This is a genomic window from Stenotrophomonas sp. GD04054, from assembly GCF_029836955.1.
Classification (GTDB): domain Bacteria; phylum Pseudomonadota; class Gammaproteobacteria; order Xanthomonadales; family Xanthomonadaceae; genus Stenotrophomonas; species Stenotrophomonas maltophilia_A.
In genome coordinates this window covers 1-12298 of record NZ_JAOECR010000027.1, presented here as the reverse complement: position 1 = coordinate 12298, position 12298 = coordinate 1, and the positions used below count along the sequence as shown (strand labels likewise).

Below are 12298 nucleotides of genomic sequence, written 5' to 3'. Positions count from 1 at the left end.
CCGTCCAACGGCGCCTACGGGCGCCGTTGTCGTTTCCGGCACCATTCCATTTCAACGGCACGCCTCATGCACGGCATCGTCCAGTTGCCGGCGCTGCACGAAGTCCATGCGCTTGCCATTGGCCAGCACCTTCCCACGATGCTGCCGCGCGCGCTCACAAGCGGCGGGATCCGCGCTGATCGGTATCACTGCAGCCCGCGCACGCCGCTGCTGCACCACACGCGGACGCATTGAAGCTGGGCTCGCTGCCTTGGCCGCGCTCGTACCTGTCGAGGGCGGCTCCGCCGGCACCTCCCAGCGCCATTCCGCGCGCCCCTGGCACGGCGTCTGCTGGTAGACCGGATGCGGCCCGTCCACACATTTGTAGACGTTGGTCTGAGCATGCGCCCCCGTGGCCAGCAGCAGGTACAACAGCGGGCTCCAACACGCGTTCGACATTGCAGGCTCCTCGTCAGGGCTGCCGCCATCCTCGATGCCGGCACGGCTTCGTGCCAGAGCGATACACGTCACATCCGGCGTAATCCAGCACAGCCGTGCAAGTCGTCGGTCTGGCGCTGCGCTGTACTGCCGAAGGCACCGGCATCCACGCCAGCGCCTTCCCTCCCTTCCGTCAAGGAAACCACAATGAGCAACTTCGTCACCGTCGCCGACGGCGCGCGCATCTTCTACAAGGATTGGGGTACCGGCCAGCCGATCGTGTTCGCGCACGGCTGGCCGCTGTCGTCCGATGCCTGGGACCCGCAGATGCTGTTCATGGGCCAGAACGGCTTCCGCGTGATCGCTCACGACCGTCGCAGCCACGGCCGCTCCAGCCAGACCTGGGACGGCAACAACATGGACACCTACGCCGATGACCTGGCCGCCGTGCTCGAGGCGCTGGACCTGAAGGACGCGATCCTGGTCGGCCACTCCACCGGTGGCGGCGAAGTAACCCATTACATCGGGCGCCACGGCAGCAAGCGCGTGGCCAAGGTGGTGCTGGTCGGCGCCGTGCCGCCGCTGATGCTGAAGACCGATGCCAACCCGGCCGGTACCCCGCTGGAAGTCTTCGACGGCATCCGCAAGGGCACCGGCGGTGACCGCTCGCAGTTCTTCAAGGACCTGACCACGCCGTTCTTCGGCGCCAACCGCGACGGCAACAGCGTTACCCAGGGCATGCGTGATTCGTTCTGGCTGCAGGGCATGCTCGGTGGCGTCAAGGGCCAGTACGACTGCGTGCACGAATTCTCGGAAGTGGATTACACCGAGGACCTGAAGAAGATCGATGTGCCAGCGCTGGTGGTGCATGGCGATGACGACCAGATCGTGCCGTTCGATGCCTCAGCCAAGCTGTCCTCGCAGATCATCAAGGACGCCGAGTTGAAGGTGTACGCCGGTGCGCCGCACGGCCTGACCGTCACCCACGCCGACCGGTTCAACGCCGACCTGCTGGCGTTCGCACGCGGGTGAGGCACTGCGGCGGCGCCACCCAGCGCCGCCGCCCCTGTGGTAGAGCCGGCCGCTGGCCGGCTGCGCAGGATCGGGATGGATTGATCGCGCAAAAAGGGGACGGAGGGGATTAAGTCGTTTGTGCACAAACGACTTAATCCCCTCCGTCCCCTTTTTTGTCAGATATCGCTGTGGTGGTGCGGAACCCCGGTCTTCGGCAGCGGGTCATGCCCGCCCACGAAGTGGCGCACCACCGGTGCACGCTCACCGCGATGCAGCCCGCGCAGCACTTCCTGGATCGCCTTGTCATCGGCGGTGATGCGTTCGTGCTGGCGCAGATGCTCCAGCCACGACGGGGTCACGAAATACTCAAGGTGGATGCCCGGGCTGGCCACATCCTCCACCACGCCCCAGACCACCGCGCCATCGCGGCGGCGGATCGTGCCCAGCGCGCGCATCTGCGCCTGGAACGCGGCGCGGTCAGCCTCGTCGATGCGGTACTCCAGGGTGACCAGTACCGGGCCGCGATCGTTGGATACCGGCACCGACAGTTCCGGTGCCGGCCAGTGTCCCGCCGGGCGCAGGTTCAGGTCTTCAGTACCGGCAATGCGCACGCGCCACACCAGCAATCCGCCGATCACCGCACCCGCGGCAGCCACCAGCAAGGCCAGCTCCGGCGAGGTGCGCTGCGCCAGTGCACCCCAGCTCAGGCCACCAGCCGCCATGCCAGCGGAAAACACCATGATGTACAGCGCCAGTGCACGCGCCCGTACCCACGCTGGCACTGCGGTCTGTGCGGCAATCTGCAGCGACGACAGCACGGTGATCCAGGCAAAGCCATTGATCAGCATCACCAAGGGCAGCACGTACCAGCTGCGGGTCAGCGCCAGCCCGACCAGGCTGAGCGCCAGCAACAGCGTGGCCAGCAGCACCAGCAGGTCGCGATCCATCTGCGCGCGCAGCTTCGGCAGCAACAACGCACCACCCACGGCACCGATCCCGATGCAGCCGAGCAGCATGCCGTACTGCCCCGCCCCACCCTGCATCTGGCCGCGTACCACCACCGGCAGCAGTGCATTCATTGCTGCAGCAAAGAAGAAGAAGCCGACCGACTTGATCAACACCGCCTGCAGGCGCCCGGCGCGGCTGGCATAGCGCAGGCCCGCCTTCAGGCCGGCACCGAAGCCTTCCGGCGGCAGGCTGGACTGTTTCGGGTCGCGCTTCCAGCCCCACACCACGAACAGCATCGCGGCAAAGGTGATGGCGTTGAAACCGAAGGCCCAGACCGCACCGAGCTGGGCGACGATCACACCACCGATGGCCGGGCCGATCGAGCGCGCGATGTTGATGCCGATCGAGTTCAGCGCCACCGCCGAGGCCAGCATCGGCTGCGGCACCAGTTCGGATACGATCGCGGCCTGTGCCGGCATCGCCATCGCCGCACCGCAGCCCATGCAGAAGGTCAGCAGCACCAGCAGCTGCGGCGTCAGCATGTCCATCGCGGTCAGGGCCGCCATCACCGCGGCGACCAGCAGCATCCAGCCCTGGGTGGCCAGCAGGTACCTGCGGCGATCGACGATGTCGGCCAGGGTGCCGGCGGCCAGCGCCAGCAGCACGATCGGCACCGTGGTGGCTGATTGCACCAGCGCCACCATCAGTGGTGAGCCGGTGCGCTCGGCCATTACCCAGGCGGCGGCCACATCGTTGACCCAGGTGCCGATGTTGCTGGCCAGGATCGCCAGCCAGATCGAGCGGAACATCCGGATCTTCAGCGGGGACCAGGCGCCTGCGGCCTGTGCGGAAGGTTGCGACGCGGTTGCGTTCACCATTGCCATGCTCCAACGATCGAGGCGAACAGCGTGTCCTGGCCTCCGGCCTGCTTCAGTGCAGGACCGGCATCGACCCAGGCCAGCTGAAGCTGCCATTGCCAGTGTTCGCTGGCCTGCCAGCGTGTTTCGGATTTGTATTGATTGCCAATGCGGCGCGCGCCACCGGCGCTGCCTGGCAACGCCACCAGCGGTGCCGGCGTGGTGTAGACCGCATCGGCACGACGATGCTTCCAGGCCATCTGTACGCCCAGTTCCGTCGTCACCGCGTCGTGCAGGCGCAGGGTCAGGGTCGGCTGGAGGTCCATCAGGTTGGCCGGGGCCAGCAGGCTGGCCTCGCTGAAATAGGCCGACTTCGGGAACAAAGCGTTGAAGGTTCCCAGGCGGCCGTCATGCAGGTTGCCATCGCCACTGGCGATGTCTGCCTTCAACCCCAGCCGCGGCTGCAGCGGCAGGTTCGTCCAGCGCCACCCCGTATCGGTCGCCAGCGTCCAGGCGCGGATATCGAGGGTGCCGGCGGTCGTCCGAAGCTCACTGCCCTGCGCCACCAGCTCATTGTTCCAGTCCAGCGCCCCGGCCTGGCCGAACCAGCGCGCGCCCACGGTCTGCCGACGTTCGGTACCCACACCGCCAGCGAAGCGCGCCCCCTCACGGCGGTAGTCCAGAAGATACAGATCCCACTGGCCCGCCCGCTGCCCGCGCGCCGTCGTGGCATACGCGCCAAAGAGATGGGCGCCGTGTTCGCCGCGATCATCGAAGGCACCCGGTCGGTTTTCCACTGGCCGCAATGCCATCAGATCAAGCGTACCCTGGCGGCCTTTCCAACCCACACGCGCACCGTCGAACGCCAGGCGAATGTTCGGCCCGTCGCGCACCGACAGCAGCCGTGAACTGCCATAGCCGGCTTCCTGCCGGCCGAGTTGCAGATGGAAGCCATCGCGCTGCCAGCGCCAGTACGCCTGCTGCACATCCAGCGCGCTGCGGTCGGTGCGACCCGGGCCGCCGGCCTTGCCACTCTCACCATGCACACCCAGCTGCAGCTTCGCCTGCCAGGTGTCTTCCACATAGGTGGCCGATGCCAAGGCACGCAGCAGGCCATAGCCATCCTCGCTGCCGCCAATGCCGAACCGGGTCGGGTCGTAGTACAGCCCACGCACACGCAGCGACGCATCCCATTGCAGTTGGCCGTCACCGGCGTCGCTGCAGCGGCCCCCCTCGCAGGCAAGCGCCAGCGATGGCACGGCCAGCAGTGCCAGGCTCAGAATGCGAAGCACGAGCATCCCATCGCACCCCAGAACGCGGTCAGGTCATCGGTGGGCGCCGCGTGCCGTGCAGCATGACCATGAGCACCGTGAGTGCTGCAGGCTACGCCGTGATGGTGACGATGGGCGGCGGCCAACCCGGTGGCGGTACCGCCGACGTGGTAGCCACCGAACCGGTTGACCGGCGACCAGTCCGGCATCGCCGGCGGCAGCTGCGGCTCAAGCCCTGCGTAGTCGCCGTCGGCATGCACGATGCGGCCACCGACCACGGTCAACACGCTGGTGATGTCGGCGATCTGCGCATCATCCACGCGGAAGAAGTCGGCCGAAAGCAGGATGAAGTCGGCGAGCTGGCCGGCCTTCAGCGTGCCCTTCACCGCTTCGTCGCCGGAGAACCAGGCACTGCCCTGGGTCCACAGGCGCAGCGCCTGCTCGCGTTCGAGCAGGTTCTCATCGCCATACAGGGCCAGCCCGCCGACGGTGCGCCCGGTCACCAGCCAGGACAACGCAACCCACGGGTTGTAGCTGGCCACACGGGTGGCATCGGTTCCAGCACCGACCGGCACGCCTTCGGCCAGCATGCGCTTGACCGGCGGCGTATGCCGCGCGGCCTGCACGCCGTAGCGCTCGACGAAGGCTTCGCCCTGATAGGCCATGCGATGCTGCACGGCGATGCCGCCACCCAGCGCACGGATGCGCTCGATGTTGCGCGGGGTGATGGTTTCGGCGTGATCGATGAACCAGTGCAGGCCATCGAACGGCACCTCGCGGTTGACCTGTTCGTACACATCGAGGATGCGGGTGATGCTCTCGTCGTACGTCGCATGGATGCGGAACGGCCAACGCTTCTCGACCAGCAGCTTCACCACATCGTGCAGTTCCGGCTCCAGCTCCGGCGGCAGTTCCGGGCGCGGCTCGTTGAACAACTCGAAGTCGGCCGCCGAGAACACCAGCATCTCGCCGGCACCGTTGTGGCGCAGCAGGTCATCACCCTGCCGCGGCTGCAGCATCTCGCTCCAGCCGCGGAAGTCATCCACTTCCTTGCCCTTGTTCTGGGTGAACAGGTTGTAGGCGATGCGCACGGTCAGCTGGTCATCGCGGTGCAGCTGCTCGATGACCTGGTAGTCCTCGGGGTAGTTCTGGAAACCACCGCCGGCGTCGATCACCGAGGTGATGCCGAGACGGTTCAACTCACGCATGAAATGACGGGTGGAATTGGCCTGGTACTCGATCGGCAGCTTCGGCCCCTTGGCCAGCGTCGCGTACAGGATCAGCGCATTCGGCTTGGCCAGCAGCAGCCCGGTCGGGTTGCCGAGCGAATCACGCACGATCTGGCCGCCCGGCGGATCCGGGGTGTCCTTGGTATAGCCACAGGCACGCAGTGCGGCGCGGTTGAGCAGCGCACGGTCGTACAGGTGCAGCAGGAACACCGGCGTGTCCGGCGCGATGTCGTTGAGCTCCTGCAGCGTGGGCAGGCGCTTCTCGTTGAACTGGGTGGCGGTGAAACCACCGACCACGCGCACCCACTGCGGTGCAGGCGTGCGATCGACCTGCGCCTTCAGCATGTCCAAGGCATCGCCCAGCGAACGCAGGCCGTCCCAGCGCAGTTCCAGGTTGTAGTTCAGGCCACCACGTATCAGGTGGGTATGGCTGTCGTTGAGGCCGGGCAGCAGGCGCCGGCCTTGGGCGTCGATCAGGGTCGCTTCATTGCCCCAGCCACGCATGATCTCCTCGTCGCTGCCGACGGCGACGATGCGCCCTTCCTGCACGGCCAGTGCCTGTGCATGCGGCTGCTGTGGGTCAAGGGTGGTGATGCGGGCATTGCGGATGACCAGCGTGCTCATGCGACGCTCCTTGGAAGTGGAATCGAGTGCGGCACCGGCACGGCCGGCAAGGCCCAGCGCCACCGCGGCGCTGCCGGCCAGCACCACGTTGCGGCGGCCGTGATCGAGTGGATCGTGACTCATGCGAGGTCTCCCGGAAGGCGTTGGCCGTCCAGTGCCCAGGCGCCGGGCCCGGTCAGCGCGAGGGCCAGCAGTACCGTGGTCCACATCAACGGGTACTCGCTGCCGCCGCGCATCCAGAACCAGCCCTTGGGCAGGGCCAACAGTACGGTGAAGCCGATGAAGGCCGCCGCTGCAAGCGCGGCGACGCGGGTCTGCCAGCCCAGCAGCACAGCCAGCCCTGACAGCACCTGCAGCAGGGCCAGCAGCAGCGGCAGCGGTGCCACCGCTGGCAGGCCGAAGCCGCGCAGTTCGGTGGCGAAGCCGGCCAGCCCAGGACCGCCGAACCAACCGAACAGCTTGCCCAGCGCGTGTGGCAGCAGGAATCCCCCGGCTGCCACGCGCAGCATCAGCAGGGCCAGGTCGAGGCCATGGCCAGCCAGCATGCTCAGTGCCCGCCTTCCTGCGCGCCGAACATGCGCTTGGCGTACTGGATGCCGATGCCATAGCCGCCGGCATGGTCGCGGGCAATGCCGGTGGTCAGCTCGTAGGTCTCGCCACGCGCCCAGTCACGCTGCAGCTCCAGCAGGTACTGCACGCTGGTCATCGGCACTGCACCGGCCTGCACCATGCGGGTGATCGCACGCTCGTGGGCTTCTTCGCTGACATCGCCGCAGGCATCGGTGATCACATACACCTCGAAGCCCTGTGCCAGCGCCGACAGCGCCGGTCCCACGATGCAGACGCTGGTCCACAGGCCGGCAACGACCAGCCGACGCTTGCCGATGCGGTTGATCTCATTGATCACCGGCTGGTCTTCCCAGGTGTTCATCGAGGTGCGGTCGAACACCGGCTGGCCCGGGAAGATCTCCGGCAGTTCCGGGAACATCGGGCCGGAGAACGACGCTTCGGCAACGGTGGTCAGCAGCACCGGCACGTTGAAGCCCTTGGCACCCTTGCTGATCAGCGACACGTTGTTGCGCAGCGCGGAGATATCGATTGTGTGGGTGGCAAATGCCATCTGCGACTGGAAGTCGATCAGCACCAGGGCATGGTCGGTGGGCGACAAGAGGGCCGGGGCGGGCGTGGCGGTGGCAAGGCTCATGGTTGGACTCCGTTGGAAACACGATCAGGGGGAAGCAACAGGGCCGCATCGCCGGCCAGGTACTGGCCGGGGCTGCAGCCGGTCTCGGCGCGGAAGCTGCGGACGAAATGGCTCTGGTCGAAGAAGCCCAGCTGCTGCGCCAGGCAGGACATCGGCAGCTGCGCGACCGGCAACAACTGGCGCGCACGTTCGATGCGGCGACGGCGCACGTAGCGCAGCGGGCTGGCGCCGGTACCGGTCCTGAACAGGCGCACCAGATGGAAGCGGCTGACGCAGGCGGCTGCGGCCAGCTCGGTCACCCGCAGCGGCTGCGACAGGTGCTCATCGACATAGCGCAGGGCGCGCTGCAATGCGGCGGCCTGCTGCGGTGCCAGCGCCACGGCGGGCGGATCGGGCGAAAAGACGGTGGCCATGCGGGACGCCGCGAGGGGGTGCCCCATGGTGCGTGGCCGCCGCACGATGCCCTACCCCCGTCGGTCGAGGCCAGCACCTACCCGAATGGGGGAGGCCGACGCCCGAGCAGGCGGCGCCCGAACAGGCGCGCATCCACTGAGTAGGCGCCCGGCCCCAGCATCAGCAGCGCCAGCGGCAACGCCACCAGCGGCCAGGGCACCTGCTGCGCATACATGGCCGCGGCCGCCAGCAGCGCCGCCAGTGGCGTCAATACGCCCAGCGCGAGCATCGCCACCGCCAGCAGGCACAGCGCCGACAGCCAGCCTGCATGCGTACCCGGCGTGCACAATGCGGCGGCCAGGCACAGCCGCAACCACAGCAGGCCGATGCCCGGCCCGCGGTCGGGGAACATCACGAACAGGCGCTGCATGGCCGGGCTCCACAGGGCATGCCGGCGTGATAACCGACCGCGGCGGCCGCCGCCTACCCCGTTCGGGTCACCCCGGACTGCCCCGCACCTGCCAGAATGCGCGCCATGCGTGGCCGCCCCTTCCCGTTCCTGCGTCGCCTGCCGACGCTGCTGACGTGCCTGCTGCTGTGGACCGCTCTGCCCGCTCTTGCCGTGCAGCGCCCGCCGGTGAGCGGCGGGCTGCCCGGTTACGAGCACACCGCGTGGCGGGTCGGCCAGGGTGCACCCGGCGATATCTGGGACATCACCCAGGACCGCGACGGCCTGCTGTGGCTGGCCACCGGCTCGGGCCTCTACCGCTTCGATGGCCGTCGCTTCGAACGGCAGGCAGCGCCCGTCGGCAGCCAGTTCCCGTCCACCAACATGGTCACGCTGGCGCATGCCGCCGACGGTGCCCTGTGGATCGGCTACTTCCAGGCCGGCATCAGCCGGTTCGCACAGGGGAGGCTGCACAACTACGGCCGCGAGCAGGGGGTGCCGGTCGGCGTGGTCCCACGCTTCAGCCAGGATCACCAGGGCCAGCTGTGGGCGGCGATCAATGGCGGGCTGCGCCGCTTTGATGGACAGCGCTGGCAGCCATTGCCGGCCGCAGCCGGCCTGCCCGAACGCCGTGTGCAGTGGGTGCTGCACGACAGCCGGGGCAGGTTCTGGGTGCTGGCCGACCTGAAGATCTGGATGCGTGCGGCCGGCCAGACCACGTTCGAGGACACCGGCATCGCGGTCTCGCAGATGGCGACGCTGGCCGAAAGCCAGCAGGGTGAAGTGTGGTTGGCCGACCGGGTGCGCGGCACCTCACCCCTGGCCAACGCGCAGGGCCTGTTGGCGGCCAGCGAACGTGAAGCGCGGCGTCTTCCGGAACTGGTTGCTGCACGCCTGCAGTTCACTGCCGATGGCGCGCTGTGGGCCACGATGAGCCCGCACGGCGGCGTCGCCCGCATCACCTTCGACGGCAGCCGCGCCGTGCGCATGGAGCGTTTCGATTCGCCGCACGGGCTGACCGCCACCTCCGCGGTGCCGATCATCGTCGATCGCGAAGGCAATCTCTGGGTCGGCACCAATCTCGGCCTCAACCGCTTCCGCGCACGCAGCGTGCACACCCTGGCAGTGGGCCCGAGTGATCCCTACCGCTCGCTGGTGCGGGCCAGCGATGGCCGCGTGTATGGCTATGGCGAAGACCTCAAACCCTACGATCTGCGGCGCACTCTGCTGGATGGCAGTGCCCCGCAGCTGCAGGCCGCCGCGCGCCAGGCACCCACCCCGATCTGGCAGTTCGACTGGGTCAACCTTGCGCGCACCGTGGCCGGCCGCACCACGCGGATTCCGCTGCCTGCGCCCTTCACCGGGCAGCCACTGCATGCCCTGCTGTTCCCCGACGACGAGCAGGCCTGGGTCTGCACCGGCGAACGGGGGGTGCTGCATTACCAGCACGACCAGTGGCAACGCGAACGCCGCCTGCCCGAGCAGGCCTGCTCGTCACTGGCGCTGGACGCCCATGGCCAGTTGCTGCTCGGCTATGCAGATGGCCGGCTGCGCCGCATGGGAGCGACGCGCATCGAAACCTTCGACGCCGGCCACGGTCTGTCGGTCGGGCCGATCACGGCGCTACTCGATCATCAGGACCTGCTGCTGGTTGCTGGCGAGGCCGGGTTGGCCGTGCGCCTGGGCAATGGCCGGTTCGTCCAGGTGAGCACCGACATGGCCGGCGTCATGGAAGGCATCACCGGCATGGTCGCCGATGCAAAGGGCTACCTCTGGCTCAATGGCAGTCGTGGCCTGGTCCGGCTGGGGAGCGATCAGCTGCGGCGCGCCCTGCGCAGCGGGCAGCCGGTGACGCCGCGCCTGTTCGATGCGGTGGATGGCATGCCGGGCATCGCCCTGCAGAGCGGACCGATCACCACCACCGCACTGGCCAACGATGGCCTGTTGTGGCTGGCCACCAACCAGGGCCTGGCCTGGCTGGACACCACCCGCTCGCACGTCAACACCATGGCGCCCAGCGTGCGCATCGGCGAAGTGCTGTATGGCAGTGAGCACGAGCCACTGCGCGATGGCCTGCGCCTTCCGGCCGGCACCAGCCAATTGCAGATCGACTACGTGGCGCTGTCGTTGGCGCGCCCGGAGCGCAACCGCTACCGCTATCGCCTGTCCGGCGTCGACGACGGCTGGCAGGATGCCGGCAGCAGCACCCGCGCGTATTACACCAACCTCGCACCGGGCAATTACCGGTTCGAAGTGGAAGCGGCCAACGAAGACGGCATCTGGAGCACCGCGCCGGCCAGCCGCAGCTTCCGCATCGCCCCCACCTTCATGCAGACCGTGTGGTTCAAGCTGCTGTGCGCGGCCGCGATCCTCGCGCTGCTGGTGATGGCAGTGCGCATCCGCAGCGGGCAGCTCGCGGCGTTGTTCCGCGCGCGCCTGCAGGAACGCAATGGCGAGCGCGAACGCATCGCACGCGACCTGCACGACACCCTGCTGCAGGGCAGCCAGGGCCTGATCCTGCGCCTGCACGCGATCAGCCAGTCACCCCAGACCCCGGAGCCGGTACGCGGCCAGCTGGAATCGGCGATGCAACTGGCCGAGCGCAACCTGGCCGAGGGCCGCGAGCGGGTCAATGCCCTGCGTGAGGGACCGTTCGCTGGCCGCGACCTCGCTTCGGCATTGGCCGATGTGCATGCCGAGTACGCCGGGCATGGCACCAACCCACTGCGCCTGACCGTGGAAGGTGCAACCCCACCGCTGCAGGCCGACACGGCCGAAGAAGTGTTCCTGATCGGGCGTGAGGCGATCCGCAATGCGTTGCGTCACGCCAACGCCAGCGCCATCGAAGTGGAGCTGTCCTACGGCACGCGGTGCTTCCTGCTGCACGTGCGCGACGATGGCGTCGGCATCGCCGACCACAATGCCGGCCATGGTCATTGGGGCCTGCAGGGCATGCGTGAGCGCGCGCAGCGCCTCGGTGCGGAACTACAGCTGTGGACCCGCGCCGAACTGGGAACCGAAGTCGCGCTGGCGGTTCCCGCCCGGCGCCTGTATCACCGCCGCCCATCGCGCTGGCGCTGGCCCTGGAGTAAAGCAAACCATGACTGAGTCCCCTGCCCTGATCGGCGTGCTGGTGGTCGACGACCACCCGCTGCTGCGTGACGGCCTGGCGGCGCTGCTGGGCGCACAACCCGATCTGCGCCTGCTCGGCGAAGCCGCCGATGGCGAGGAAGCCATCGCCTGCTACCAGCGGCTGCAGCCCGACGTGGTGCTGATGGACCTGCAGATGCCACGGCTGGATGGTGTGGAAGCCATCGTGCGGATCCGCGCGATGGACCCGCGCGCGCGCATCATCGTGCTGACCACCTACCGCGGTGACGTACGTGCGGTCAGGGCACTGCAGGCCGGCGCCAGCGCCTATCTGCTGAAGGACATGCTGCGCCATGAGCTGGTCGATACGATCCGCCTGGTCGCTGGCGGCCGCCGCGCACCGATTCCCCCGGCGGTGGCGGCCAGCATCGCCGCGCATGTGGTGGAAGACCGGTTGTCGCCGCGCGAAACCGAGGTACTGAGGCATGTGGCCGGGGGCCTGTCGAACAAGCGCATCGGCGAGCGCATGCAGATTTCCGAGCAGACGGTGAAGGCGCACATGAAGAGCCTGATGGACAAGCTGGGCGTGGGTGATCGCACGCATGCGGTGACCCAGGCGCTGCGGCGCGGGATCATCAGCCTGGACGACAGCGGTCACGATTAGGGAGTTGTTCGGCAGGGCTTGCAGCCCTGCACCTGCGGTAGTGCCGGCCGCTGGCCGGCAACCTCAGGAGCAACAACAGCAACAGCGGGCTTTCCATGGGATGGCGGGGTGGTGTCGGAGTGCGAGGACGCTGCAAGTA

Annotated in this window: 11 protein-coding genes; 3 read left to right on the top strand and 8 right to left on the bottom strand. The window is 68.0% G+C overall.

Annotated elements, in window-relative coordinates:
- Positions 1-51: 51 nt before the first annotated feature.
- Complete coding sequence (locus N7573_RS13535) at positions 52-438, bottom strand: hypothetical protein (protein WP_107432189.1); 387 nt, start codon at positions 436-438, stop codon at positions 52-54.
- A 186-nt stretch (positions 439-624) separates the two neighbouring features.
- On the opposite strand from N7573_RS13535, the gene N7573_RS13530 reads away from it, so the two are divergent.
- On the top strand, positions 625-1449 hold the full coding sequence (locus N7573_RS13530; RefSeq protein WP_279912933.1) for an alpha/beta hydrolase: 825 nt from the start codon (positions 625-627) through the stop codon (positions 1447-1449).
- 158 nt (positions 1450-1607) lie between these two features.
- On the opposite strand, the gene N7573_RS13525 is transcribed toward N7573_RS13530, so the two are convergent.
- From N7573_RS13525 to N7573_RS13495, 7 genes are all read right to left on the bottom strand, one after another.
- Complete coding sequence (locus tag N7573_RS13525; protein WP_277778507.1) at positions 1608-3257, bottom strand: MFS transporter; 1650 nt, start codon at positions 3255-3257, stop codon at positions 1608-1610.
- Positions 3251-4534: an alginate export family protein gene (locus N7573_RS13520; RefSeq protein WP_279912931.1), complete on the bottom strand. Its 1284-nt coding sequence runs from the start codon at positions 4532-4534 to the stop codon at positions 3251-3253. The genes N7573_RS13525 and N7573_RS13520 overlap by 7 nt, the downstream gene beginning before the upstream one ends.
- On the bottom strand, positions 4513-6360 hold the full coding sequence (locus N7573_RS13515; protein ID WP_279912938.1) for an amidohydrolase: 1848 nt from the start codon (positions 6358-6360) through the stop codon (positions 4513-4515). Before N7573_RS13515 ends, N7573_RS13520 begins: the two co-directional genes overlap by 22 nt.
- Before the next feature lie 119 nt (positions 6361-6479).
- Positions 6480-6905, bottom strand: a complete 426-nt coding sequence (locus N7573_RS13510) for a DoxX family protein (RefSeq protein ID WP_049398467.1) — start codon at positions 6903-6905, stop codon at positions 6480-6482.
- A 2-nt stretch (positions 6906-6907) separates the two neighbouring features.
- Positions 6908-7564, bottom strand: a complete 657-nt coding sequence (locus N7573_RS13505; RefSeq protein WP_279912930.1) for a hydrolase — start codon at positions 7562-7564, stop codon at positions 6908-6910.
- Complete coding sequence (locus N7573_RS13500; RefSeq protein WP_053091059.1) at positions 7561-8004, bottom strand: AraC family transcriptional regulator; 444 nt, start codon at positions 8002-8004, stop codon at positions 7561-7563. The genes N7573_RS13505 and N7573_RS13500 overlap by 4 nt, the downstream gene beginning before the upstream one ends.
- A gap of 50 nt (positions 8005-8054) precedes the next feature.
- Positions 8055-8387: a hypothetical protein gene (locus N7573_RS13495; RefSeq protein ID WP_279912929.1), complete on the bottom strand. Its 333-nt coding sequence runs from the start codon at positions 8385-8387 to the stop codon at positions 8055-8057.
- A 96-nt stretch (positions 8388-8483) separates the two neighbouring features.
- On the opposite strand from N7573_RS13495, the gene N7573_RS13490 reads away from it, so the two are divergent.
- On the top strand, positions 8484-11513 hold the full coding sequence (locus tag N7573_RS13490) for a sensor histidine kinase (protein WP_279912928.1): 3030 nt from the start codon (positions 8484-8486) through the stop codon (positions 11511-11513).
- On the top strand, positions 11506-12159 hold the full coding sequence (locus N7573_RS13485; RefSeq protein WP_279912927.1) for a response regulator transcription factor: 654 nt from the start codon (positions 11506-11508) through the stop codon (positions 12157-12159). Before N7573_RS13490 ends, N7573_RS13485 begins: the two co-directional genes overlap by 8 nt.
- The last annotated feature ends 139 nt before the right edge of the window (positions 12160-12298 follow it).

Excerpts from the sequence above, each read along its gene's own strand:
- N7573_RS13535 (WP_107432189.1), bottom strand. The coding sequence starts at position 438 with ATGTCGAACGCGTGTTGGAGCCCGCTGTTGTACCTGCTGCTGGCCACG.
- N7573_RS13530 (WP_279912933.1), top strand. The coding sequence starts at position 625 with ATGAGCAACTTCGTCACCGTCGCCGACGGCGCGCGCATCTTCTACAAG.
- N7573_RS13525 (WP_277778507.1), bottom strand. The coding sequence starts at position 3,257 with ATGGTGAACGCAACCGCGTCGCAACCTTCCGCACAGGCCGCAGGCGCC.
- N7573_RS13520 (WP_279912931.1), bottom strand. The coding sequence starts at position 4,534 with ATGCTCGTGCTTCGCATTCTGAGCCTGGCACTGCTGGCCGTGCCATCG.
- N7573_RS13515 (WP_279912938.1), bottom strand. The coding sequence starts at position 6,360 with ATGAGCACGCTGGTCATCCGCAATGCCCGCATCACCACCCTTGACCCA.
- N7573_RS13510 (WP_049398467.1), bottom strand. The coding sequence starts at position 6,905 with ATGCTGGCTGGCCATGGCCTCGACCTGGCCCTGCTGATGCTGCGCGTG.
- N7573_RS13505 (WP_279912930.1), bottom strand. The coding sequence starts at position 7,564 with ATGAGCCTTGCCACCGCCACGCCCGCCCCGGCCCTCTTGTCGCCCACC.
- N7573_RS13500 (WP_053091059.1), bottom strand. The coding sequence starts at position 8,004 with ATGGGGCACCCCCTCGCGGCGTCCCGCATGGCCACCGTCTTTTCGCCC.
- N7573_RS13495 (WP_279912929.1), bottom strand. The coding sequence starts at position 8,387 with ATGCAGCGCCTGTTCGTGATGTTCCCCGACCGCGGGCCGGGCATCGGC.
- N7573_RS13490 (WP_279912928.1), top strand. The coding sequence starts at position 8,484 with ATGCGCGCCATGCGTGGCCGCCCCTTCCCGTTCCTGCGTCGCCTGCCG.
- N7573_RS13485 (WP_279912927.1), top strand. The coding sequence starts at position 11,506 with ATGACTGAGTCCCCTGCCCTGATCGGCGTGCTGGTGGTCGACGACCAC.